The organism is Trichlorobacter thiogenes (assembly GCF_900167465.1).
GTDB classification, from domain to species: Bacteria; Desulfobacterota; Desulfuromonadia; order Geobacterales; family Pseudopelobacteraceae; genus Trichlorobacter; species Trichlorobacter thiogenes.
In genome coordinates this window covers 113,633-138,872 of the sequence record NZ_FUWR01000008.1, presented here as the reverse complement: position 1 = coordinate 138,872, position 25,240 = coordinate 113,633, and the positions used below count along the sequence as shown (strand labels likewise).

Genomic DNA, 25,240 nt, shown 5'->3' with positions numbered 1-25,240 from the left:
GCGCCCCTTCATGTTTGTGTTATACATAGTCAACAGCTACAGATTGAGATTGCGGGTATAACTATGACGAAAAGATGTCTGATCGTAGATGATGATATTACCACCTGTTTTATCCTGAAGGTGATCCTTGAGGATCACTTTATCTGCGATATCGCCCCGAATGGCGAAAAAGCTCTCTGCCGTTTTGATCAGGGCCATCTTGAAGGCTCACATTACAATCTGATCTGTCTGGATATAAATATGCCCGGTATGGATGGCCTGATGGTGCTGAAACATATTCGTGATGCTGAGGCGGCGTTGGCAGTGCCACCGGATTTGGAATCCAAGGTGGTCATTATTTCGGCTGACAGTACCTCTACTACCGTCTTGAACTCCTTTTTTGCCTGTGGGGCATCGGCATACATCACCAAGCCGATTGACCGGGAAAAATTACTGCAAGAACTTGCGACCCTGGGGTTGATTTAGGTTTTTTGATGGTTACCAAGTCTGGGTAGCAGACACAATGGTAACGGCTATGGTAGCCCGCAGCCATTCAAATTTTGCCTTGAGAACGTCAAAATCCGGGCCTGAGGTTATAAAGGTCGCCTTGCCTTTGATCAGGAAACCGGTACCTGGGCCATACAGGCCTTTGATCTTGCTGCTGCCCAGGGTGATTAGTACATCCGGGTTGAAAGCGATGTTCGCTTCAGTGCGATGCATGTATCCGGCTGGTATCAGCAGACGACCATCTTCAGTGATTCGTAGATAACTGTTCCAGGTATTGACCATATGTGGTCCATCTGCCCCCAAGGTTGCGATTGCCACCACGCCATCCTGCTTCATAATTTCCTGCAATGTCTCTGGAATCATGGTGATTAGCTCCTGTGAGTTGTATTTGTACACAAAGAGGCCAAGGGATACATATCCACCTGGCCTCTCTGAAAAACTACTGCGGAGCCCGTCTACGGCGTTGCGCGGTGCTCGCTTCTTTGCCTAACTGTCTGTTATGTCTCAGTCGCTGTGCTCCGTGCGCCTTGTAGCCGTGCTTCCTCATGACGTTTTTCAATACAGATCAAATCAGTTATAACTGCACATCCAGTTCATTTTCGGTCAACTGAGCACGTACCTGCTTCTTTCTGATCTGTACCAGTTCGCTGCTCCTGGTTTTCATGACCGCGCCCGGCTTGCGGTGGGAGTTGTAGTTTTCCGGTGACATACTCTCGGAATAGGCGCCAGTACCGCCGATCACCACATAATCACCGATCTCCGGCTCGGCAATCAGCACCGGCACAATATTGCCGTCGTTGTCCAGGCGGACCGAGTCACCACTTTCACAGCAGCGCCCCACAATACCGAAGGACTTTAGTCCGGCAGTTGGTGTCTGGTCATACTCACTGGAAAGCAAGGTACCGTCCTGGCGCACAATGGCAATTGGGTGTTCTGAGCCGTACAGCAGCGGACGGGTCAGCAGTTCCATGCCGCCATCCACGATCAGGAAGTTCAGCTCGTTGGTCAGCTTTTTATCAATAATCCTGGTGATGATATGGCCGGAGTTGGCCACCACAAAGGTACCTGGCTCAATCTCCATCTGCAGTTCGCGGCCTGTGGCTGCCTTGAACTCCTCAATCCGCTGCTTGGCGTAGGCCCCCAGGCTGGCGATATCAGCCTGCTTTTCACCCGGCATCCGGGCAACTTTGAGGCCGCCGCCAAAGCTGACGGTGGTAGCTTCAGGGAAATAGGTTTTTACAAAGCCCAGTTCACGATCAATATTCTGACGCCATTTTTCCGGGTCACCACCTGAACCGATATGCACATGCACCTGGGTAAAGCGCAGCCCCATCTCGTCCGCCTTGGCCTTTACCGTAGGGACATCATTCAGGTGCACGCCAAAGCAGGAATATTCACTGCCGGTATCGCGGGTGGCGCTTTCACCGCCGCCTGCTGCACCGGGATGGACCCGCATGGAGAGGTCAATCTGGTTGGCCTTGGCAAAGTCGGCGATCAGGTTGAACTGCAACATGGAGCAGACATTGTACTTGAGCCCGGCCTTGACCATCGCTTCCAGCTCAGTACGCTCTTCACCGGAAGGAACCTCCTGGGTGGTCAGCATCATCCGGCTGAAGGGAACCCCGGCGGCATGGGCGCGGGCCGCTTCATCCAATGATGAGCAATCCAGATCCAGCCCCTTGCTGGTAACCACCCGCAATACGGTGCGGTCAGAGTTGGCCTTCATGGCATAGCGCACATGCAGACCAAAGGCATTGGGCATGTTCAGCAGCTGCTGGCAGCTGTTTTCAATGTAATTTTGATCATGCAGATAGACCGGGGTGCCCCACTGTTTGGCTATTTGGGGGATAATCGTTGCGTCCAGTTTTGTTGGGCCAAATTGTTTGATCGACATGCGTGTAACCTCAGGATGTAGTGTGATTAGGCGTTTATGGAGCTTTTAAGGATGTACTGAAGATATGAGTTTAGCTATGTACCATTTTAGAGCGGTTCGGTGCAATAGCTCTCTGGATGGTAATGGTAGATATGATCTCAACAAGATCTGCTTTGTCTTATTTGTTTTGACAAGCCCAAGACAGGGGACTACAGTGTAATTAAACAAAGAGCAAAGGAGGAAATACTCATGAAAACGCTAAAAATGATGATATCCCGTATGCTGAGCATGGTAGTTGTTATCTTGCTGTTTACCGGCATGGCATTTGCCTCTGATGTCGGAGTTAAGGACAAGGATGGTATCGGAAAATACCTGACCGATGAAAAAGGGATGACCTTGTATCTGTTTAAGAAGGATACGGTAGGCATAAGTGCTTGTGCAGGCCCATGTGTTGAGAAATGGCCTCTGTTCAATATTGAAAAAGTGACGGTACCGGAAGGTGTGAATGCCGGTGATTTTGGAGCAATAGTACGGAGCGACGGTAAAAAACAGACCACCTACAAGGGGATGCCGTTGTATTACTTCTTCAAAGATCTGAAGCCGGGAGATACAACAGGACAGGGCGTTAACAATGTCTGGTACGTGGTAGCCCCGTAGTAGACAGCATAGAAGTCAGCATTAACAAAGGGCGGCCAATCGGTCGCCCTTTGGCGTTGTACTCTGGAATACCGTGCGCAAATAATCCTGCCACGTCTTTTTGATAACCTTGACCCACAGCCCGGTTTGAAATTATATCTCATTACATGACCCATAATACTCAGTTTACCTATCGCCCGATCGGCATCCTGCATTCGCCCTATACCCGCCGGATTGATGCACCCCATCAGGGCACGGTGGTGGAGGGGACGGAAAGCGGGGAACCGGCAATGGCAACCCTGGAGCTTGCTGATTGGCTGGACGAGCAGGTTGTTCAGGATTTACATGGCTTTGAGCGGATCTGGTTGGTCTTTGCCTTTCATCTGAGTGAGGGCTGGAAAAGTATGGTCAAGCCGCCCAGGGGCGGGCCGAAGCGGGGCGTTCTGGCCACCCGATCACCCCACCGGCCCAACTCCATCGGGCTTTCAGCCGTAGAGCTGCTGTCGGTCGAAGGCAGGACGCTGCATCTGCGGGGGGTGGATCTTCTGGATGGCACACCGGTGCTGGATATCAAGCCGTATGTGCCCTATGCAGATGCCTTTCCTGGTGCCAAGGCAGGCTGGATTGACGAACTGGATGCGGAACAGGGGCGAAACTCTGCGCCTGGGCCGAGGAAACTACGTTAGCCTTGTTGGGGCTCCTGCTCCGGTGCTGCCGCATTGCAGCGCTCCACCACCTCTCGCAACCAGGCGATCTCATCGGGAAGAAACTGTTTTGAGTGTTCGGTGCCGACGTTCATGGCCAGATGAAGCGGCGGCATGGTGGTTTCTGCAATGACATGGCCGGGAACCTCTACCCAGGTCACTTCCGCTCCGGCCCAGCTCTTCAGCCGTGCTTCGCTGTTAAATAGCATCAGATAATCATTGCCTTCTGATTCAATAATCAGGGGGAGAATCTGGCCTTCTTCAAGGGTGACGTCGCCATCCAGTTCTTTTGGGTCAAGGGTGGGCACACAAAAGGTTGTGTTCAGGAAGATATCGTAAAATTTTGATTGGCGTTTGGCATCGGTCATATCTTCACGCATGGTCTGTAACGCCTGATCCAGTCCGATCATAGCCTGTGGTTGTTCGCTTGAGGTTGCCATGGAAACTCCTTGGTGTGGGGAAAATTTTCGGCATAGTAGCTGAAATGGCAGGTTGCGGCAATCTGCAAAGCAGGGGGGCGTTTTGTGCTAAAACGGTTTGGTCGGGTGAGGCGGTAAAGTGAGGCGCAGCAGACGGAATTTGATCCGCCTGCTGCTGATGCTCGGTTGAGTTACTCGTAAACTCTCAGCTTGGTGCTGCCCTGAATCTTCCAGGCCACCTTGACTTTTTGTTTGTCCTTAGGATCTCCGGCAAAATCTCCCTTTGTATTCAGGTCAACCTTGCCCCCCTGCTTCATGTCGGCAGAAAGGTTTTGGATGAAGGCTTTGGTCTTGGCAGCCCGTTCTTTCATCTCCATGTCCACAACACTTTCAGATTTTTCACAGACGTAGTGAAATGATGTGTAGCCCTTGGCAAGTTCATTAGCGTCTGCTTTTTTGACTGATTTGTTAACCTTTCCAACAACTTTGAACGCCAATGGCAGGTATTTTAGGCGTTTGCCTGCCGGACCTTTGGGGGCGCGCCCCAGCCAAAACTTGGCCTGCTCAGCCATAGCCGCATCTATTTCCTCTTCAGTAGCAGCTTCCTTGAAGAAAACCATACCAAAATTGCCTTTCTCCGGCACATAGTAGGCTCCAAACGATTTGGCCTCAATCTTTCCATTCGGGCAGATCAAGCCTCCTTTACTGTCGGCATATGCAACAGACGCAAACAATGTACACAGGAAAACCAGTAACAATCGAACCATAGTACCTCTCCTTTTGTTGGGATGTTGAACATACGGGCTACATTACGGGCAGCGTGTAAACTCTTCAATTGCAGTCGGGCTGATATGTCCGGGGCCTTTGTCAATTATTCCGGCAGCATATTTGCCGCCACCAGCGTAATCCTCTTTGTATCTGACGGTGTATTTGAAACAGCTGCGGTAATCGGGATGCTTTACGAGGGCAGCGGCATAGAGGTACCGGTATTGCGGAATTCCCAGATTGGTCTTAATGATCTCCATATCTGTACGGCTTGTTGCTGTTGCAAGTATTTTTGCCTTGGGGAACTGTTTTAAGGCATAGGCAGATGCCTTTTTCTCTATTGTGGCATTGTGGCTGCTAAATGGCATCCTGTAGCCGTTTACCTGCTGTAGACCGGGGGATGATGCGGCAATCTTGGTGTTCATATCTGCAACCCCTGTATCATACATTTTTTTAATTTCATTCCAGTCAATACTTGGCTGTGCACCAACAACATCGCCAAGTTCTTTATATTCAGCCAGCTTATTCACAATATTCTGCTTCAGCAGATCGAATCCATTCGTAAGTGCCAAGGGGCGTGGCACCCAATCGCCGCTGATCTGGGATTCTCCCCTGGCTACCGGTTGTACAACATTTTGCAGGTAGCGATTAACGGCGCTACGAATAATCTCTTTATGCTTGGCAATCAATTGGGCCTGTACATCGTACCGACCGACTATTGAATTGCCCTTGTTGGGTGCTGATACAGGCAGCTCCGGGAAGTTCTGACGTGCCTTGGCATAGCACTCGTAACCGGTAAGAACCGATTTTAGATCTTTTGCCTTGAGACGTGGCATGATGTCTTCAAAATTGAAAGAGTGGTCGTAGTCCCACAAAAATGCCCAGTTCAGGTAGATCTGGTTGGGCTCACCAAAGCTGCATCCTCGTTTGGAAACCTCATCCTGATACTGCTGTACCAGTCTGTTGGGATCTGGTTGTGTTGTCTGCCAACCGACCTTTGCTGACCCTGCATTACGTACCTGGTTTTTATGTTTCCAGAAATACTTTTCATTTTTTCCGGTGCCATCAGGCGCATAGATATAGTAGTTGTCCCCATCCGTAGAGAGCACAACACCCGGTGCCCAGTTGAAGCGGTTCCCCCAGAATATCTGCAGCTCAACCTGGTCACCTGCTTTCCAGGCGTCTTCAGTCCCTTGGGTGGATTGAGCGGGAAGCATGGTGTAACTATAGCCATCAACCGGCTTGATCTCATTCCAGGGCCACCAACGCAAATCGGTGAACAGTTCCATGCGGACTGTCAGGGGGCGTTTGTCATAGTTCAGGTTGGCAACCGTGCCGGTATACCATTTGCCTTTTTCAAAGACCTGAACCGGGTCACCTATTTTCCAGGCAATGGCTGGATGGTCCGCATGCAGACGCGGAACAGCCACAGTATTTTCGGATACTGTGGCTGTGGGAGAAGGTGACGCAGTTGAAGGTTCAGGCTGTGATGATGATCGGGATTTTGTGTTTTTGGAACTAGACGAAGGGGGGGCGGATTGTTGTTGTGTGTCTGAACCTCCCTGTAGCTGCTTAAATCCACCAAGCATCTTTCCAAACGTGCCCGCTGTAGTAACAGTGGGTAGGGCGAGGACTGAAGCAGACAGTGCAAGCCATGCTAGTTTTTTCATTAACTGCCTCCCGAATTGATACTGTATTTTACGTCATTGCATGGCGATCTTATAGCATGCCCGTTTGTTGCTGGACAAACAGAATCTTAATCATCCTGTTTTTTGTCTGAAAGAGTTATTGGTGACTGGCTCACTACTAATGTTTGGTTATAATTAACTTTTGTATGAATCTATATGTCGGATGCCAGAATAATGAACTTGTATAAATTCATCTCTTCTTAATAAAAATGTGACAATAACGGCTCTTGACATCTTGGGGTTTGTTTGTAGTATGCAGCTCCGATGAATAGCAGCTATACTTTAATGAATAAGGAGATGCTATGAAGGTAATCAAGTTGTTTCTGGCGCTGTTGATGTTAACCGTTGTATTCTCTGGCTGTAATTCTGGTAGCAAACCTGGGGCAGAAGCGCCTAAAACAGGTGATACGGCTAAAATGACCTTGAAATTTAAGGAAATGGGCAAGGAAGTATCAAAAGAAATGGTTGTGAAGCAGGGGGCTGTTAAGCCGCTTGATATCACACCGACCGTTAAAGGCGTTGATACCAAGTTGGTAGACTATGAGTTTTACGTCACGAACTATGAATTCACCCCTTCTGATCTTACGGGTAGATATCCTAAAAAGGATGGCGATCTGTTGGTTATGATCCAGATTCTGGGTGAGAAGGGAGCCACCAAGGAGTCTCCGATCAAGGCAGGCACTTACAATACTGCAACACCTGCTGACGGTGCTGAAGTTGCCAGCAAGGCGTGGCATGTCGTCATCAAGTATTTTGAAGAAGGTAAAATGAAGACAGCAACCCTAGCTGCAGATACCCCGCAGGGAGCACGTAAGGGTTTTGTTAAGATCAACTCTGTGGCAGATGGCGTGGTCAAGGGAGAAATTGATATTAGCGATGACTTTGGCTCAGTTAAAGGAGCTTTTAGTGCAAAGGCAACTAAGTAGCTGGAATGATCGGGGCTGGCAACGAGTGTCTTGAGTCAGCAAGCAGATAAATAATTCAAAAGGCGGTCAATCGGCCGCCTTTACTATTTCCAAATCCCCGCTTTTAAATCAGATTGTTTCCAGATAGAGGGGATATGTGTAGGTGCTAGACACCCCATACGTTGACAAAAACAGTGCAGCCATGCAATAAAAGGCTCGCGTAACAAAAACCGCTTCCACCTGAGAGGCGGTTTTTTGTGTTTATCCATTTAGGTGAAAACAGTTCTGGAGAAAGTACGTGGAAACGAGAAGAAAACTGCTGGTCAGAAACAAGAGAATCGCCACCGGTCTGATGATCGGTGCAGCCCTGCTGTTTGTGGTTGCCCGTCTGCAGAAGGGGCATGGTGTCTGGGAATGGGTTGCCGCCTTTGCAGAGGCGGCCATGGTTGGTGCGCTGGCAGACTGGTTTGCAGTGGTGGCGCTGTTCCGGCATCCGCTTGGCCTGCCGATACCCCACACCGCCATTATCAAGAACAAGAAGGAGGCCATTGCCGGAAATCTGGCCACCTTTATCCGTGACAAGTTTCTGGCTAGCGATACCCTGCTGGCCAAGCTGCGGGCCTATAATCCGGCTGAACATCTGGCGGCCTACCTGATGGCACAGCAGCATGCGACCGACCTGTCTAAGGGAATAACCCGGCTGCTGGCAGATTCCCTTGATTTTATTGATGATGAGCGGGTCCAGCAGTGGTTGCGGGCTGCCTTGGGTAATCGGATAGAAGGCTTTGACCTCTCTGGCACAGTCGGGGCAATGTTGGAGGCGCTAAGGAACGACAATCGCCACCAGGCGGTGCTGGATGATCTGCTGAACCGCTGTGCCATCTGGTTGTCCAGCGAAGAGGCGCAAGCCAAACTGGCCACAACCATTGAGGAGATGGCGGTTAAAGAGTATCCGCTCCTGATGGTCTTTATGCCCAACAAAGATCAGTTTGCCCGTGGGGCCGGGGAAAAGATCGTTACGCGGATCAACGCCTACATCCAGCAGGTGAATGCCGATCCGTCCCATGAGCTTCGCCATCGTTTTGATACAGCAGTGACCGGTTTCATCGCCCGTTTGAAGAGTGATCCTGAGCTGCGCAGCAAGGTTGAGAAGATCAAGCAAGAGGTTCTGCATAATCAGGCCATAACTGACTATGCCCGCACCATCGGCAATGACCTGAAGAGCTGGCTGCACCGTGACCTGCAGCAGCCTGATTCAAGGTTGCAGCAGAAGATTACAGCGGCGGTTGCTGGAGTTGGCACTACACTAGTTAACAATCCAGACTTGAAAGATTCGTTGAACGAGTATCTTGAAAAGCTGGTGCTGCGCTACGGAGATACCCTGCGAACTGCCGTTGCCGGGCATATTTCAGGCACGGTGCAGGCATGGGATAGTGCTGACTACAGCAACGAGATCGAGCTCTCCATCGGCTCTGACCTGCAGTTTATCAGGATGAACGGCACCCTGGTGGGTGGTGTGATCGGCCTGCTGCTGCATGCCTTGGCGTTATTACTGGCATAATCCCCATCCCTGATTTTGCATTGGAATAACCCGGTGGAGAGGTGAATATGAAGATTCAGAAAGTTACCCCGGAGCATCGTCCCAAGGTCTATGCCCTGTTGCAGCGGGCCTTTCCCGACAGCAGTTACGAAACCTTGCTGGTGCAGAAGTTTCATGAAAATAATCGCCCAATCCACGAGTGGGTCTGTATCCATACCAACAAAGCCATCGCCTACATCGCCTTTTCCAACGCCTACAATAGTAAACAGCTCTGCGGTCTGCATCTGGCCCCCATGGCGGTGGCGCCGGATTTTCAAAAACAGGGGGTGGGGAGTGAACTGCTTCGGTTTGCCCTGCGTCAGGAAGGGATAAAAAGCCAGCCTCTGTTTGTATTGGGGGAGCCGGCCTACTATGCCCGTTTTGGCTTTGAGCCCTGCAGCCAGCCGATCTGTCCCTTTGATGAGGGGAATGCTCACTTCTTGAGTATGCGCAACAACAGCACCACCAGCTTTGAAGTGGGCTATGAACCGGAGTTTAAGACCGCTGCCCTGCCGCCCGGCAAGCAAGGTAAGAAACGTCGGCCACGGTAGGGGTCAGGGAGCGGGATTCAGGATCTGGATGTTCCGGCGGGGAATGGGGACTTCGATCTGCTGGTTGCGGAACTGTTCAATGACCGCCTGATAGATTGCCGCCTGTGCAGGAACAAAATCATCAACCTTTACCCAGGGCTGGATTGCCAGGGCAATGGATGATTCATGCAGGGCTGCGATACCCACAACAGGCATTGGCTCTGCCAAAACCATCGGATTCTGCTGCAGGATAGCGTTTACCAGTGCCAGCGCCTGGGTGATGTCTGTCGTGTAGGTGATGGAAGCTGTCAGATTAAGTTGGCGGATGTTGCCGTAGTTATGCAGGATTTCTCCAACAATCTTCCGGTTGGGTACAATCACCCGGGAATTGTCAGTGTGCAGCAGGGTGGTGGAAAACAGGGAAATGTCAGTAACCTGGCCATAGACCCCCAGTAGTTCAATATATTCGCCGGTAGTGAACGGTTTTGAAAAGATAATCGTCAATCCGGCAACAAGGTTGCCCAGCAGGCCCTGCATGGCAAGGCTGACACCGACCCCGGCCACGCCGATTCCAGCGATAAGAGGCGTGATCTGTACCCCCATTTGACCAAGCGCCATGACCCCTATGAAGACGATGATCAGGAGCTTGACCACCTTGACAATCAGGTTGCTGACCGGTTCATCATAGGCCTTTGACTTCAGCCAGCGCTGCAGGATACTGCCAACCCAGCGGGCAATGAATAGGCCTGCCCCCATCAGGACAATGGCGGTAAGGATCTGCATCCCGTGTTCAATAAAATAGAGTACAACCTTGTCGGTCAGTTCCGGCGAGGTGACGGCTGCGGCTTTTTTGGCAAGTGTGGTGTCGGTCATGTTGAAAGCGTACCATGGGATAGGTGGGGCCGCAACATAACGGCAACAAAAAAAGTATTATTTTGCTCTCTGGCTCTTCTTCTGCACGCATTTGACGTAATCTGTGTGATGCATAAGAAGCGGTTGGGGGCGCCACTTGAACTGCGGCAAATGGCTGGTATACTTGCTCCGTTGTGTCATTCATCTAACCGGGGGAGGAAGACATGAAGTCTGCAATGTTAAGGCTGTTCGCCAGCCTGATCGTGCTTTTGGGTATCACCGGCTGTTCATTAAAGTATACGGCTGATAACCCGCCAGCGCCCGGATTTGTGTATCAGAATGTTGACAGGAAGCCGATTACCATGAAGGTGGTGGATCAGCGGGACAGTGTGCAGTATATGGTCGGTATCTCAGGACTGCAACGCGTCGAGCTGACTCTGGAGAACCTGGATGACCCGGTGGGCTGGATTTCCGGCAGCCTGGTCAAGGAGTTCAACGCCCGCGGTGTACCGCTGCAACTTGCGGCAAAGGATAGCAGCGCCCCTGCGGACCTGACCCTGACGGTCAGGAAGTACCAGCTGATCAATCATCGTGCCAGCGGTTTTTCCGCCTGGGAGTCGTACAATGTCTTTCTGGGGCAGGTGACCATGGGTAGCAAGAGTTGTACGATCCCGTCCTTCTTTTTTAACTCAAAGATCCCGGTCTGGTCCATGGACGAGATCCAGAAGCCGTGCATAAGTGATCCGATGGCGGTTGTTGTCAAGGATGTGGCTTCCAAGATCAACCAGTGTCTCTTTGGTTACGGGGTCAGCAACGATGACCTGCAGAAGTTGACAACGGCTGCGCTCAGCACGGTGAAGGCGGATAGCCCGACCGCCTGCTTCCCGTTGATTGACCTGGGCGGCACCAACAATCCTGCCGCGATGGCAACCCTGAAGACCTTTGCCGGGCATGGTGACTCTTTTGTGCATAACTGTGCGGTCAGTGCCATCGGCACGCTGGGAGCTCAGAAAGAGTTTGAATATCTTGTCGGTAAATTTGAGACCTTTGCTGCCAATGACCGGGTTATGCCGCTCAAGGCCATAGGTGACATCGGCAGCAATAAGGCGCAGGATCTGCTTCGTCAAGTGCAGGCAGGTAAACTCTATAGGGAAGAAAATGGCGTCAGGTACTGTACCGACCTGTATCTGAGCAGATAACGGTAGTGGCCAAACGTGGATTTAGTAAGGCGGCTGGTTGGCCGCTTTACTATTTTAACTGAATTTTATCTGGCGGTTTAGGGAGCAATTGAATGAAATTACGTACTCTGTGGTCAACCGTTGTTTTTGTGCTGCTTGTCTCGGTTTCATCCGTTTTTGCAGCATCACCGGTCTGGAAAATCTCAAAGGGGGATGCCCGGATCTATATCGGCGGCACAATCCATGTGTTGTCAAAAACAGACTATCCGCTGCCAGCGGGGTTTGATGCTGCCTATCAACAAGCGGCGCAGCTTGTCTTTGAGACAGATATGCAGAAGATGACTGCCCCGGAGACACAGCAGCTGGTGCTGCAACAGGTGATCTATAGCGATGGCCGCAATCTGAAACAGGTGCTGAATCAGCAGACTTTTCAGGAGCTGGCGCAGTATCTGGCCGCCAAGAAGATTCCTGTTGCCGAGGTGGTTGGGTTAAAGCCCGGCATGCTGGCAGTAACCCTGACCATGGTTGAACTGCAACGTCTGGGGATGGGTGGGACTGGGGTGGACTCGTTTTATCAGGCACAGGCGTTGAACGATCATAAACGGCTGGGACAACTTGAGGTGGTTGAGGAACAGATCGGGTTTCTTGCCACCTTGGGTGACGGGTATGAGAACGAGCTGATCAGCTATACCCTGCGGGATATCAAGGATCTGCCTCGCACTATGCAGTTGATTAAGGCTGCCTGGCGGCAGGGGGATACTCGTAAGCTGGAGGAACTGGCACTTGCGCCGCTTAAACAAGAGTTTCCACCTCTTTATCAGACACTGATCGTCAAGCGCAACAAGGCCTGGATGCCCCGGATTGAAGCGATGCTGAAAAACGCTGAAGTGGTGTTTGTGTTGGTCGGTGCGCTGCATCTGGTGGGGGATGATGGTCTGCTGGCACAGCTTGCAGCCCGTGGGTATCAGGTTCAGAAGCTTGACTGAGAACTGTTTTAGCCTGATAAGGATAGCTAGTAGGGATGCACGCATTACACGACTGGAGCGCTGAACATGGAACTGAATATGCGTCTGTTGAAAAGCCTGCTGAGCAAGCGGGGAGACGAGATTGAAGCTGCGGTTGAAGGGACCGGCTATCTGGCAAAAACGGTGATCGGGGTGGGTACCTTCCTGCTGGATAATGAGGGGGATCTTGATCTGCTGTCTGCCAAGCAACGGGCCACCTATGAGAAATTTCTGAAGCCTCTTCTGGATGCTGCTGCCCGGTGATTTCGCAAGAATAAATCACGCCCCTGTCTCTGAAGAGTGGTATACTTAGTCAGCAGACCGGCTGGATGCACCCCAATAGCCGTATCAGACAGGAGGAACCGTTATGAGCAAAGGTGTGGATAGCAAGAAAGAAACGAAAAAAGCCCCGGCCAAGACTCCGAAGGAGAAAAAGGCCGAAAAGAAGATCAAAAAAGCTGATAAGAAATAATCTGAACCGCTCTGTTTGAGCGATGCCTGAAAAAACCACAGGGAGTATCCCCCTGTGGTTTTTTTGACGCAGAATGAGAGATATAGCCAATGAGTTCTACCTCCTTTTCATCACTGCACCTGAAACCAGCCATGCTAAAGAATCTGGTCTCGCTGGGCTATGCAGAGATGACACCGATTCAGGCCCATAGCCTGCCGCCGATTCTGGCTGGTAAGGATCTGATTGCCAAGGCCAAGACCGGCAGTGGCAAGACAGCAGCCTTCGGGATCGGCCTGTTAACCCATATTGATGCCACAGCCCTGCGGCTGCAGGCGCTGGTACTTTGTCCCACCCGTGAGCTGGCTGATCAGGTGGCCAAGGAGCTGCGGCGTCTGGCTCGCTTTACCGAAAACATCAGGGTTTTGACGGTCTGCGGCGGGGTGCCCTTTGGCCCGCAACTGGGTTCTCTTGAACATGGCGCCCACGTGGTGGTGGGTACTCCCGGACGTCTGCTGGATCACCTGCGGCGGGGCAGCCTTGATCTGTCCAGTCTGCAGACCCTGGTGCTGGATGAGGCGGACCGGATGCTGGATATGGGCTTTCAGGATGATCTCCGCAGCCTGATTGCCGCTGCCCCGGCCAGGCGTCAGACCTTGCTGTTCTCTGCCACCTACCCGGATACGATTACCGGGATGAGTGTAGCGATTCAGCACGCACCGGTTGAGGTCAGCGTGGATGAGGATCATGCAGAAGGGGCGATTGAACAGCTCTTTTACGAGGTGGAGCCGGATCAGCGCAGCGAGGCGGTGGCCCGCATCCTTGGCCAGTATTGTCCTGAATCAACCCTGGTCTTCTGCAACACCAAGCTGGACTGTCAGGAACTGGCTGACTTTCTGAAAGAACGCGGCTTTGCTGCATTGGCGATCCACGGTGATCTGGAACAGCGGGAGCGGGATCAGGTGCTGGTCCGTTTTTCCAACAAGAGCGCCTCGGTGCTGGTGGCAACCGATGTTGCTGCCCGTGGCCTGGATATCAAGGAACTGGCGGCGGTGATCAACTTTGAGCTGTCCCGCAACCCTGAGGTGCATACCCACCGTATTGGCCGGACCGGCCGGGCAGGTGAACAGGGGCTGGCCATCAGTCTGGTCTCCCGGCGGGACAGTCGCCTGATCAAGGGGATGGAAGACAGCATGGACTGCAGGATTGACCTGCAGGAGTTCTCTGCATTGGCTCCGCTCATTGCCAAGCCGCCTGCAGCTGCCATGGTTACACTCTGTATTGATGGCGGCCGCAAAAACAAGCTGCGCCCCGGAGATATTCTGGGTGCCCTGACCGGAGAAGGTGGAATCGCTGGCAGTGAAGTGGGCAGGATTGATCTGTTTGATTTTCACAGTTACGTGGCTATCATGGCTCAGAGTGTTGCACAGGCCCTGAACTGTCTGGCAGGCAACCGGATCAAGGGACGTTTCTTCAAGGTGCGCAGAATCGGCTCAGGACGTACATCATGACCGCACACAGCCATCCGTTTCAGCAACTTACCCCGGACTTTGTCATGGATGCTGTGGAGAGTCAGGGCTTCCATTGCGACTGCCGCAACCTGACCCTGAACAGCTATGAAAACCGGGTCTATCAGGTGGGGATTGAGGACAGCACGCCGCTGATCGCCAAGTTCTACCGCCCCAATCGTTGGACAGAGCAGCAGATTATTGAAGAGCATGAGCTAAGCCTTGAGCTGGCCGGGCATGAGCTGCCGGTGGTGGCTCCCTGGTGTAATCCGGCAGGCCAGAGCCTGTTTCAGCACAATGGATTCCACTTTGCCCTCTACCCCCGTCAGGGTGGCCATGCCCCGGAATTTGACAACCTGGATAACCTGCTGATCCTGGGCAGAATGCTGGGCAGAATGCACCGGATCGGTGCTGTACAGAGCTTTGTAGAACGTCCGACCCTGGATAGCCAGAGCTTTGGCCATGCCAGCGTGGCCCTGATCAGTGAGCAGTTCATCCCCTCAGAATATCGAGAGAGCTACAGGATCTTAACCAGCCAGCTCTTGGAAAGGATTGAACAGGCATTGGCAGACGCCGGTCAGGTTCGCTTTATTCGCACCCATGGCGACTGCCACAGCGGCAATATCCTCTGGCGGGACAATGCTCCTCATTTTGTTGATTTTGATGACAGCCGGATGGCACCGGCAGTGCAGGATCTCTGGATGATGCTGTCCGGTGATCGCTCCCGCAAGCTGGTGCAGCTTGATGCGCTGCTGGAGGGGTATCAGGAGTTCAACCATTTTGATCCGGCTGAATTGCGATTGATCGAGCCGCTGCGTACTCTGCGGATGCTGCACTACAGCGCCTGGCTGGCCAGCCGCTGGGATGATCCAGCCTTTCCAATCGCCTTCCCCTGGTTTAACAGCATGCACTACTGGGGTGAGCATATCCTGGAGCTGCGAGAACAGTTGGCGGCCCTGGATGAACTGGCTCTGGAGCTGCTGTGATGGCTGGATTGATGACAGGAGGTGCTGTCTATGAAACCTGCTTTCAGTAAGAAGATGGGGCGCTGGTTCCTTACCGACCGGGTCAGGGATCTGGTGGATTGGTGGGGTACCCCGCAATCACAGGGTGAAGAGCCGCCGCCGGTGCAGAAACCGGTTGCTGATGGACTGGAGCTGATCAGTCTGCCGGAACGTGCTGATTGGAATATTCCTTCCTATGATCTGGTTGAGGCGATTGCCAGCAGGGAGAGCCAGCGTCGTTTCAGTAACACACCGCTACGGCTGGATGAACTTGCCTTTCTGCTCTGGAGTACCCAGGGGGTGCGTGAAAGGCTGCATGGGGCAGCTGTGTTGCGAACGGTTCCCTCTGCTGGTTGTCGTCATCCCTTTGAAACCTATCTGGTGGTGCTGCGGGTGGCAGGTCTTGTACCCGGTGTGTATCGCTATCTGCCCCTTGATCATGCCCTGATCCTTGAATCTGTTCCTGCTGATCTGGCACAACGGATAACTGCGGCAACACGGGGTCAACGCTTTGCCGGGCAGGCTGCCGTAACCTTTGTCTGGAGTGCCATTCCGGCCCGTACCGAGTGGCGTTATGCCGAGGCATCAGCCAAGGTGATTGCCCTTGATGCCGGACATGTCTGCCAGAATCTCTACCTGGCCTGCGGGGCAATCGGGTGCGGTACCTGTGCCATTGCCGCCTATGATCAGGATCTGGCTGATGCGTTGATCGGTGGGGATGGTAACGACGAGTTTGTGGTGTACCTCTCACCTGTTGGAAAACTCACCAGTATTTAATCTTATCTGCCGAAAGTGTTTGACGCTATGACAAAGGCTGAACTGCTTACAACCATCATCAACTCCCTTGAGGCTGATCTGGCCCTGTTTTTTGCTGCGGCAAAGGCGGCCCATGAGGCGGCCACCCATGAAGAGTGCGCCCCGGATAACAAGTACGATACCACGGCGCTGGAGGCATCCTATCTCGCCCAGGGGCAGGCCAACCGTGCCCAGGAAATCCGGGTGGCGCTGGAAGGGTATCGTAATCTGGTGCTGCAGGATTTTGATGACGAGAGCCCAATCCGCCTGACTGCGCTGGTGAACCTGGAGGATGAAGAGGGGAATCAGCGTCGATTGTTCCTTGGCCCCTATGCAGGCGGCATGAAGATTCCTGCTGCAGATGGCGAGATCGTGGTGATTACCCCTGGTTCACCGTTGGGGCGCAGCCTGTTGGGTAAGCAGGTTGGCGATGAGCTGCAGGCTGAAGAGCATGCACTGACTGCGGCCTTTACGGTGGTGCAGGTTGTGTGACAGATCTGTTGCCGCGGGGTGGTGCGGGGATGGCAGTGTAATGTGTTGAGTAGATAAATAACTCTTGTGTGTAATGCGGTGCGGGGGCGATCGGTCGGGCTGGCTTGTTCTGTCCGTTATAATTGTTTGAATTATTTGGTGTTTTTTTGGCTGCCGCTTTTCTGGTCATCTGCCAGGCCAGCTGCTGTCGGTTACTTGGTGTTGTTTAAAATGGATCGAATAACAGTATGTTGTGCGTAGAGTAGTGTTGTTTGCGGTTTTGTTGTTCGGGGTTGGCGCGTTATTTGCTGTTAAACAAGTCCGTTTTGCTGGCAGGTGGCACGAACTTATATCTTCACAAGGGTTGCACTATGAAAACTATCGGAGTACCCAAAAAGCAGGGACTGTACGATCCCCAGTTTGAGCATGATGCCTGTGGCGTCGGTTTTGTGGCCAACATCAAGGGTAAAAAGTCCCATGATATTGTGCAGCAGGCGTTGACCATGCTGGCCAATCTGGACCACCGCGGCGCGGTTGGCTGTGAACATAATACCGGTGACGGTGCCGGTATCCTGCTGCAGATGCCGGACAGCTTCCTGCGCAAGGCCTGCGGGCCGCTTGGCATAGAGCTGCCGGAACAGGGCAAGTACGGTGTGGCCATGGTCTTTACCTCTCCTGAGGCCACTGAGCGCAACAGCGCCCGTCATATCCTTGAGCGGATTCTGCATGAAGAGCAGCTGCAGATCATCGGCTGGCGCGATGTGCCCACTGACAACTCATCGCTGGGCAATACGGCCAAGGCCGGCGAGCCGTTGGTGCGTCAACTGTTCCTGAAACCGGTTGATGAAAGCCTTGATGAGGCCGCCTTCAATCGCAAGCTGTATATCGTCAACCAGCGTGCCATCCATGAGATCCGTGATCCGGAAGTGGATAATCACTGGTATGTCTCCAGTATCTCCACCCGCACCATCATCTACAAAGGGATGCTGATGCCGGTTCAGGTGGACCAGTATTTTCTGGACCTGCGTGACCCGGATATGGTCTCGGCCCTGGCCCTGGTACACTCCCGTTTTTCCACCAATACCTTCCCCAGTTGGGAACGGGCCCACCCGTACCACCTGATGGCCCACAACGGCGAGATCAACACCCTGCGGGGCAACGTCAACTGGATGCATGCCCGCCAGTCGCTGCTTAACAGTGAGCTGTTTGGTGATGACCTTGCCAAGGCGCTGCCGATCATCAATACCAACGGTTCTGACTCGGCCATGTTCGATAACTGCCTTGAGCTGCTGGCGATGTCCGGCTACTCACTGCCCCACGCCGTGATGATGATGGTGCCTGAACCGTGGGAAAACCACGAAGGGATGAACGACGAGAAGCGTGCCTTCTACGAGTATCATTCCTGCCTGATGGAGCCGTGGGATGGTCCTGCTGCGGTCTGTTTTACCGACGGTCGCAGTATCGGCGCGGTGCTGGATCGCAATGGTCTGCGTCCTTGCCGTTACTACATCACCAGTGATGATCGGGTGATCATGGCCTCTGAAGCCGGCGTGTTGCCGGTTGCTCCGGAGCAGGTAGTCAAGAAGGGCCGTCTGCAGCCGGGCAAGATGTTCCTGCTTGATATGGAGCAACAGCGGATCATTCCTGATCAGGAGATCAAGCAGCAATTAGCCTCAGCCAAGCCGTACGGAGCATGGCTGAAGGAGAATCACCTGTTGCTGCAGGATCTGCCGGAGGCAGCGGTGCAGGAGCCGGATCACGAAACCGTGCTGCAGCGTCAGCAGGCCTTTGGCTATACCTTTGAGGATCAGCGGGTCATTCTTGGTCCCATGGCTACGGATGGCGTTCAGCCGCTGGGCTCCATGGGTACTGACACGCCGCTGGCGGTACTCTCTGATCAGTCCCAACTGCTGTACAACTACTTTAAGCAGCTGTTTGCCCAGGTGACCAACCCGCCGATCGATCCGATCCGCGAAGAACTGATCACCTCTACGACGACGCTGATCGGCTCGGAAGGGAACCTGCTCAAGCCTGCTGCAGCCAGCGCACGTCGCATAAAATTGGAACAACCGATCCTTTCCAACGAAGAGTTTGAAAAGCTGCGTTCCCTGGATCTACCTGGCTTTAAGACCACCACCCTGACCATGCTGTTCAAGGCATCCGATGGAGCCGAGGGGATGGAGAAGGCGCTGGAAAGCCTGTTCAGTGCTGCCATCCGTCACATTGAGGCCGGTACCACCATCCTGGTGCTGTCCGATCGCGGTGTGAATGAGGAGTTCGCTGCCATTCCTGCCCTGCTGGCGGTTTCCGGTCTACATCACTTCCTGATCCGCAACGCAACCCGTACCAGGGTTTCGTTGGTGTTGGAGTCAGGCGAACCACGCGAGGTACATCACTTTGCCGTGCTGCTGGGCTATGGCGTAACGGCCATTAACCCCTACCTGGCCTTTGAGTCCCTGGACGATATGATCAAGCAGGGGATGCTGCCGGGTCTTGATCATAAGAAGGCGGTCAAAAACTTTATCAAGGCCTCCATCAAAGGGGTGGTCAAGACCATGGCAAAGATGGGGATCTCCACGGTACAGAGCTACCGCGGTGCCCAGATCTTTGAGGCGGTTGGTCTGCATCAGTCGGTGATTGACAAGTACTTCACCTGGACCCCCTCCCGCATCGGCGGTACTGACCTGAGCGGGATTGCCACTGAACTGCTGGCACGCCACGCCAAGGCCTATCCCAAGCGGGTGGCTGCAGAGCCGACCCTTGATCCGGGTGGCCAGTACCAGTGGCGTAAGGATGGTGAGGAGCACCTCTTTAATCCGTTGACCATTACCTCGTTGCAGAAGGCGACCCGTACGGGCGACTATCAGGAGTTCAAGGTCTTCTCGAACCTGATTGACGAGCAGAGTGAGCGTCACTACACCCTGCGTGGTCTGCTCGATTTCAAGAACCGTGTACCGGTGCCACTGGATGAGGTTGAACCGGTGGAAGAGATCGTAAAACGTTTCAAGACCGGTGCCATGTCCTACGGTTCCATCAGCCAGGAGGCCCATGAGGCGCTGGCCATCGCCATGAACCGGCTCGGTGGTCGTTCCAACACCGGCGAAGGGGGCGAAGATCCGGCCCGCTTTACCTGGACCAATGAGCAGGGCGATTCAAAGAACAGCAATATCAAGCAGGTGGCCTCTGGTCGCTTCGGTGTCACCAGTGAATATCTGACCAATGCCGGTGAGCTGCAGATCAAGCTGGCTCAGGGAGCCAAGCCGGGTGAAGGTGGCGAGTTGCCGGGTCATAAGGTGTACCCGTGGGTTGCGAAGACCCGTCACACCACGCCGGGGGTTGGCTTGGTGTCGCCGCCGCCCCACCATGATATCTACTCCATTGAGGATCTGGCAGAGCTGATACACGACCTGAAGAACGCCAACCGTCGTGCCCGGATCAGCGTCAAGCTGGTTTCCGAGGTGGGGGTTGGTACCATCGCTGCCGGTGTGGCCAAGGCCCATGCCGATGTGGTGCTGATCAGCGGCTATGATGGCGGTACCGGTGCATCACCGATCTCCAGTATCAAGCATGCCGGTCTGCCCTGGGAACTTGGTCTGGCCGAGACCCATCAGACCCTGATGCTGAACAACCTGCGTAGTCGGATCATTGTTGAAGTTGATGGTCAGCTGAAGACCGGTCGTGACGTAGTGATAGGGGCCTTGCTGGGGGCGGAGGAGTTCGGTTTTGCCACCGCACCGCTGGTGACCCTGGGTTGCGTGATGATGCGGGTCTGCCACAGCAATACCTGTCCGGCCGGTGTGGCTACCCAGGACCCTGAACTGCGGAAACGGTTCAGCGGTAAGCCGGAGTACGTGGTCAACTTTATGCGTTTTGTGGCCATGGAGGTGCGTGAAATTATGGCGCAGCTCGGCTTCCGCAGCTTTAACGAGATGGTTGGCCGTGCCAATATACTGGAGCCAAAGAAGGCAGTGGCCCATTGGAAGGCACAGGGGCTGGATTTCAGCAACATCCTCTATACTCCTGACATGGGGATCGGCGCGGTTAGTTACTGCACCGAGTCGCAGGACCATGGCCTTGAGAAGTGTATTGACCTGTCCAAGCTGCTGGAGATCTGCAAGCCGGCCATTGAAAAGGGTGAAAAGGTGACCGCTGAACTGCCGATCACCAACATTGACCGGGTTGTCGGTACCATTGTGGGTAACGAGATCACCCGTAACCATGGCGCTGCCGGACTTCCTGAAGGTACGGTAAACCTGCGCTTTAACGGTTCGGCCGGTCAGAGTTTCGGGGCCTTCATGCCGAAGGGAATGACCCTTGAACTGTCCGGTGATGCCAATGACTATCTGGGCAAAGGCCTCTCCGGCGGTAGCATCGTGGTGTATCCACCTGCCGGTTCGGCCTTTGTGGCAGAGGAAAATATCATTGCCGGTAACGTGGCCTTCTACGGCGCCACCAGCGGCACCGCCTATATCCGCGGCATGGCTGGCGAGCGGTTCTGCGTACGGAACTCCGGCGTCAATGCAGTGGTTGAAGGGGTAGGGGACCACGGTTGCGAATATATGACCGGCGGCACGGTGGTTATCCTCGGTTCAACCGGCCGTAACTTTGCTGCAGGGATGAGCGGCGGCATCGCCTATGTGCTGGATGAAAAGGGTGACTTCAGCGGCCATTGCAACACCCAGATGGTGGCCCTGGAACAACTTGACCAGCAGGATGTTGCCACCTTGAAAGAAATGATCAGCAACCACAAAGAACGGACCGGCAGTGCCAAGGCAACGGCGGTTCTGGCCGACTGGAACAACTATCTGCCTAAATTCGTCAAGGTTATGCCGATGGACTACAAGCGGGTACTGCAGGCTCTGGAGCGGGCCAAGGCAGCCGGTTTGAGTGGTGATGAGGCACTGACGGCCGCGTTTGAAGAGAACTGGCACGAGGCAGCAGCCCACTAGCAGGATGCAAGCGGCTGATTATCGTATCTGATACTAACACTTTTAATTCTTTGCTTCTGATAGGAAACGACCATGGGAAAACCAACCGGATTTATGGAATATTGCCGCGAACTACCGGCAGACCGCGAACCGCTTGAGCGTATTAAGGACTGGAACGAGTTCCACCTGCATATGTCGGAGGAAGGGCTGCGTACCCAGGGGGCACGCTGTATGGATTGCGGCATCCCGTTTTGCCATACCGGCACGCTGCTCTCCGGCATGGCCAGTGGCTGTCCGATCAATAACCTGATCCCGGAGTGGAACGACCTGATTTATCGAGGACTCTGGCATCAGGCACTGGATCGTCTGCACCGCACCAATAACTTCCCTGAGTTTACCGGTCGGGTCTGTCCGGCCCCCTGCGAAGGCTCCTGTACCCTGGGGATGAACGATCCGGCGGTGACCATCAAGAATATCGAGGTAAGTATTGTTGAGCGTGGCTGGCAGGAGGGCTGGATTGTGGCCAAGCCTCCCAAGACCCGCACCGGCAAGAAGGTGGCAGTGGTCGGCTCCGGCCCTGCAGGTCTGTCTGCCGCTGCCCAGTTGAACAAGGCCGGTCACACGGTTACGGTGTTTGAACGTGCTGATCTGCCGGGCGGCCTGCTGATGTACGGTATTCCCAACATGAAGCTGGACAAGCGTGAGGTGGTGATGCGCCGGGTCAAGCTGCTGGAGCAGGAGGGGATCAACTTCGTCTGCAATACCGCCATTGGCGGTAGCGACTATCCGGTTGAGAAGCTGCGGGGTGAGTTTGATGCAGTAGTACTGGCAACCGGCGCGACCCTGCCCAGGGATCTGCCGATTGAAGGACGCGGTCTGAACGGGGTTCATTTTGCCATGGATTTCCTGGCTGCCAACACCAGGGCGGTACTGAATCCAGGTGCTGACTTTATCTCTGCCAAGGGTAAGGATGTGATCATCATCGGCGGCGGCGATACCGGTACCGACTGTGTGGCTACCTCACTGCGTCATGGCTGCAACTCGGTGGTCCAGCTGGAGATCATGCCGCAATCACCTGAACAGCGTGCTGCTGATAACCCCTGGCCGGAATGGCCCAAGACCCACAAGGTGGATTATGGTCAGGAAGAGGCTGCTGCCAAGTATGGTGCTGATCCCCGTACCTACCTGACCACCGCCACAAAATTTGAGGGTGACGGGAGCGGTAACCTGACTGCGGTGCATACGGTACAGGTCAGCTGGGGCAAGAATGAGAAGGGGCAGTTTGTGCCAAACCCGGTACCCGGTACCGAGCAGGTCCGTCCTGCAGGGCTGGTGTTGCTGGCCATGGGCTTCCTGGGGCCGGAACAGCCCGTGCTTGATGCGCTGGGTGTTGAGCGTGATGGGCGCAGCAATATCAAGGCTGAGTATGAGCAGTACACCACCAGCATCCCCGGTGTCTTTGCTGCTGGCGACTGCCGTCGTGGCCAGAGCCTGGTGGTCTGGGCCTTTAACGAAGGGCGTGGCGCTGCCCGTGAGTGTGATCGCTACCTGATGGGTGGGACGGAACTGCCCTAGGTTGGCCGTCTCTGTGATGAGGTTTTAGACTGCTGAATTGAACTCATCCATTTCGTATGGATCATTGGCTGCCTGCTGATTGATCCGCCCATTTTTAGAGGATTGATGGGACATCCGGTGCAGGGCATCCATTGCCTGGGACAGGTGTGTTGCCACCGACAGGTCATGGTTGGCACGATAGGCTGCTTGCAGAGCTTGTAGTGCGGTAGTCAGATAGTAGCTGGTATCAGTATTTCTCATGAGTCCCTCCAAATAGACCGGCCCCGTTTGAAGCGGGGCCGGTTTCTTGTTTTATATCTCCCAGTTGTCAATCTTCATGGTGCCGTTTTTGGCCAGATTAACCTGCATCTTGAAGACCCGGTCCAGCAATTGTGGTTCGTGTCCTGCCTTGCGAGCCAGGCAGTCTTTGGTGGCCATGTCCAGATATTCCTGCAGCAGCGGTTTGTAATCAGGGTGAGCACATTTTGTGATGATTTCCTGGGCCCGGTCCTTGGGCGCCAGACCGCGCAGATCAGCCAGCCCCTGTTCGGTTACCAGTACATCCAGATCATGCTCGGTATGGTCAACGTGGGGTACATGGGGCACCACGCAGGTGATACCGGTTGGGTCGGTCTTGGTGGGACGTGCCGATGGCGTATGCATGATGGAGAGGTAGGCGTTGCGCAGGAAGTCGCCGGAACCACCAATACCGTTAATCATCCGGGTGCCGCCCACCAGGGTGGAGTTGGCATGGGCATAGATATCGAACTCAACCGGTGTGTTCATGGCAATGCAGCCCAGGCGCCGGATCGGCTCAGGGTGATTGGCAATGGAGAGCGGACGCATCATGACCTTGTTGGCGTATTTGTCCCAGTTGTCATAGAAACGTTTGAAACCATCCACCGAGAAGGAAAGTGAGACGGTGGAGGCGAAGTCCAGCTTGCCGGAGTCAAAGAAGTCCAGCATGGTGTCCTGCAGTACCTCGGTCCAGACCTTCAGGCCGGAGAACGGTCCTTTAGCCAGGCCACCGATTACAGCGTTGGCAATGGAGCCGACCCCTGACTGTAGTGGCAGCAGGCTTTTGGGCAGGCGGCCCAGCTTTACCTCTGTGCTGAAGAAGTCGATGATATTGTTGGCTATCGCTTCCGAGGTGTCATCCTGCTCACTGAAGGAACGACCGTTGTCAGGGCGGTTTGATTCAATGATGGCCACGATCTTGTCCGTGTCGATCCGAACATAGGGTGAACCGGCCCGGTCATCAACCCGGCTGATCAGGTAGGGCAGCCGGTTGGGCGGATTGATCGGTTCAATAATATCGTGCAGCCCTTCAAAGCTGGGGATTGAGGTGTTGATCTCAATAATGATTTTGTCAGCGATCTGGACGATCTCCGGCACGGCTCCACAGGATGCGGTCAGCACCAGTCCACCGTTTTCGGTAATGGCAGAGCATTCAATAATGGCGATATCCAGCCGTCCGCCGTTGTCCTTGGTGTAGAAGCCATAGCCCAGATCCTGGGCAAACATGGAGAGGTGGCGGTCACCCATGCGGATACGACCCTCGTTGATACCGGCCTGGATGTTCTTGCCGGTCTGATACGGCCAGCGGCGGTCAATCATATCAAGGGAGGCCCAGCGGTCTTCGGTTTCAACCCCGACCGAGGCGCCGATAAACAGGTTAAACTTCAACTTTCCCTGCAGGTTGTTTTTTTCAACATGGTCTGCCAGGGCAATCGGTACCATCTTGGGATATCCAGCCGGAGTAAAGCCGGACCAGCCGATATTCATGCCGTTTTTAAAGAGTGGAATAACATCTTCAACATGTTTAATTCGTACGTGGAGACTCTTTTTTCTGATCCTGTTCCGTAATTCCAACATCTGTGTACGTCCTCCTCTGGCGTGCGAGCTCCTGGCTC

Annotated in this window: 23 protein-coding genes; 15 read left to right on the top strand and 8 right to left on the bottom strand. The window is 53.9% G+C overall.

The window, feature by feature from the left end; genetic code table 11:
• Positions 1–63: 63 nt before the first annotated feature.
• Positions 64–465 (top strand): response regulator, encoded by a 402-nt coding sequence (locus B5D39_RS08915; protein ID WP_078790123.1) that lies wholly within the window; start codon positions 64–66, stop codon positions 463–465.
• Between the two features lie 12 nt (positions 466–477).
• On the opposite strand, the gene B5D39_RS08910 is transcribed toward B5D39_RS08915, so the two are convergent.
• Both B5D39_RS08910 and B5D39_RS08905 read right to left on the bottom strand, forming a co-directional pair.
• Positions 478–849, bottom strand: coding sequence for a pyridoxamine 5'-phosphate oxidase family protein (locus B5D39_RS08910; RefSeq protein WP_078790122.1), 372 nt, complete (start codon positions 847–849; stop codon positions 478–480).
• A gap of 211 nt (positions 850–1,060) precedes the next feature.
• A complete protein-coding gene (locus B5D39_RS08905) occupies positions 1,061–2,380 on the bottom strand; it encodes a diaminopimelate decarboxylase (protein ID WP_078790121.1) in 1,320 nt (439 codons plus the stop codon).
• Positions 2,381–2,608: 228 nt separating this feature from the next.
• On the opposite strand from B5D39_RS08905, the gene B5D39_RS08900 reads away from it, so the two are divergent.
• Together B5D39_RS08900 and tsaA are read left to right on the top strand one after the other, a co-directional pair.
• A complete protein-coding gene (locus B5D39_RS08900) occupies positions 2,609–3,016 on the top strand; it encodes a COG4315 family predicted lipoprotein (protein ID WP_078790120.1) in 408 nt (135 codons plus the stop codon).
• Between the two features lie 146 nt (positions 3,017–3,162).
• Positions 3,163–3,681 carry a tRNA (N6-threonylcarbamoyladenosine(37)-N6)-methyltransferase TrmO gene (gene tsaA / locus B5D39_RS08895; protein ID WP_078790119.1) on the top strand — a complete coding sequence of 173 codons (519 nt, stop codon included), beginning with the start codon at positions 3,163–3,165 and terminating at the stop codon, positions 3,679–3,681.
• Here the strand turns inward: tsaA and B5D39_RS08890 are convergent.
• The 3 genes from B5D39_RS08890 to B5D39_RS08880 form a co-directional block, all read right to left on the bottom strand.
• Positions 3,678–4,139, bottom strand: a complete 462-nt coding sequence (locus tag B5D39_RS08890; protein ID WP_341865440.1) for an SseB family protein — start codon at positions 4,137–4,139, stop codon at positions 3,678–3,680. The two genes, tsaA and B5D39_RS08890, sit on opposite strands and share 4 nt — an antisense overlap.
• A gap of 170 nt (positions 4,140–4,309) precedes the next feature.
• Positions 4,310–4,885: a hypothetical protein gene (locus B5D39_RS08885; protein WP_078790118.1), complete on the bottom strand. Its 576-nt coding sequence runs from the start codon at positions 4,883–4,885 to the stop codon at positions 4,310–4,312.
• A gap of 42 nt (positions 4,886–4,927) precedes the next feature.
• Positions 4,928–6,313 (bottom strand): hypothetical protein, encoded by a 1,386-nt coding sequence (locus tag B5D39_RS08880; RefSeq protein WP_078790117.1) that lies wholly within the window; start codon positions 6,311–6,313, stop codon positions 4,928–4,930.
• A 560-nt stretch (positions 6,314–6,873) separates the two neighbouring features.
• On the opposite strand from B5D39_RS08880, the gene B5D39_RS08875 reads away from it, so the two are divergent.
• From B5D39_RS08875 to B5D39_RS08865, 3 genes are all read left to right on the top strand, one after another.
• A complete protein-coding gene (locus B5D39_RS08875) occupies positions 6,874–7,497 on the top strand; it encodes a hypothetical protein (protein ID WP_078790116.1) in 624 nt (207 codons plus the stop codon).
• Positions 7,498–7,774: 277 nt separating this feature from the next.
• The gene (locus B5D39_RS08870) at positions 7,775–9,037 is read left to right on the top strand and encodes a DUF445 domain-containing protein (protein WP_078790115.1); all 1,263 of its coding nucleotides are present in this window, start codon (positions 7,775–7,777) and stop codon (positions 9,035–9,037) included.
• 47 nt (positions 9,038–9,084) lie between these two features.
• Entirely contained in the window at positions 9,085–9,606 is a 522-nt protein-coding gene (locus B5D39_RS08865; RefSeq protein ID WP_078790114.1) for a GNAT family N-acetyltransferase, read from the top strand.
• A gap of 3 nt (positions 9,607–9,609) precedes the next feature.
• On the opposite strand, the gene B5D39_RS08860 is transcribed toward B5D39_RS08865, so the two are convergent.
• A complete protein-coding gene (locus tag B5D39_RS08860) occupies positions 9,610–10,458 on the bottom strand; it encodes a mechanosensitive ion channel family protein (RefSeq protein ID WP_078790113.1) in 849 nt (282 codons plus the stop codon).
• 203 nt (positions 10,459–10,661) lie between these two features.
• Here B5D39_RS08860 and B5D39_RS08855 point away from each other — a divergent pair, with 203 nt between their 5' ends.
• The 9 genes from B5D39_RS08855 to B5D39_RS08815 all read left to right on the top strand — a co-directional run bounded on the left by B5D39_RS08855 (position 10,662) and on the right by B5D39_RS08815 (position 23,348).
• The gene (locus B5D39_RS08855) at positions 10,662–11,636 is read left to right on the top strand and encodes a hypothetical protein (protein ID WP_078790112.1); all 975 of its coding nucleotides are present in this window, start codon (positions 10,662–10,664) and stop codon (positions 11,634–11,636) included.
• 92 nt (positions 11,637–11,728) lie between these two features.
• Positions 11,729–12,601 (top strand): TraB/GumN family protein, encoded by an 873-nt coding sequence (locus B5D39_RS08850; protein ID WP_078790111.1) that lies wholly within the window; start codon positions 11,729–11,731, stop codon positions 12,599–12,601.
• Between the two features lie 66 nt (positions 12,602–12,667).
• Entirely contained in the window at positions 12,668–12,883 is a 216-nt protein-coding gene (locus B5D39_RS08845) for a hypothetical protein (protein ID WP_078790110.1), read from the top strand.
• Between the two features lie 297 nt (positions 12,884–13,180).
• The gene (gene dbpA / locus B5D39_RS08840) at positions 13,181–14,578 is read left to right on the top strand and encodes an ATP-dependent RNA helicase DbpA (protein ID WP_078790109.1); all 1,398 of its coding nucleotides are present in this window, start codon (positions 13,181–13,183) and stop codon (positions 14,576–14,578) included.
• Entirely contained in the window at positions 14,575–15,561 is a 987-nt protein-coding gene (locus B5D39_RS08835; protein ID WP_078790108.1) for a serine/threonine protein kinase, read from the top strand. The genes dbpA and B5D39_RS08835 overlap by 4 nt, the downstream gene beginning before the upstream one ends.
• Before the next feature lie 30 nt (positions 15,562–15,591).
• Entirely contained in the window at positions 15,592–16,356 is a 765-nt protein-coding gene (locus B5D39_RS08830; RefSeq protein ID WP_078790107.1) for a SagB/ThcOx family dehydrogenase, read from the top strand.
• 27 nt (positions 16,357–16,383) lie between these two features.
• The gene (locus B5D39_RS08825; protein WP_078790106.1) at positions 16,384–16,866 is read left to right on the top strand and encodes a transcription elongation factor GreAB; all 483 of its coding nucleotides are present in this window, start codon (positions 16,384–16,386) and stop codon (positions 16,864–16,866) included.
• Positions 16,867–17,216: 350 nt separating this feature from the next.
• Positions 17,217–21,794 (top strand): glutamate synthase large subunit, encoded by a 4,578-nt coding sequence (gene gltB / locus B5D39_RS08820; RefSeq protein ID WP_078790105.1) that lies wholly within the window; start codon positions 17,217–17,219, stop codon positions 21,792–21,794.
• Positions 21,795–21,866: 72 nt separating this feature from the next.
• Entirely contained in the window at positions 21,867–23,348 is a 1,482-nt protein-coding gene (locus B5D39_RS08815) for a glutamate synthase subunit beta (RefSeq protein ID WP_078790104.1), read from the top strand.
• A gap of 24 nt (positions 23,349–23,372) precedes the next feature.
• Here B5D39_RS08815 and B5D39_RS08810 read toward each other — a convergent pair whose 3' ends face one another.
• Positions 23,373–23,588 (bottom strand): hypothetical protein, encoded by a 216-nt coding sequence (locus tag B5D39_RS08810; RefSeq protein ID WP_078790103.1) that lies wholly within the window; start codon positions 23,586–23,588, stop codon positions 23,373–23,375.
• Between the two features lie 51 nt (positions 23,589–23,639).
• A complete protein-coding gene (locus tag B5D39_RS08805) occupies positions 23,640–25,202 on the bottom strand; it encodes an acetyl-CoA hydrolase/transferase C-terminal domain-containing protein (protein ID WP_078790102.1) in 1,563 nt (520 codons plus the stop codon).
• Positions 25,203–25,240: the final 38 nt, after the last annotated feature.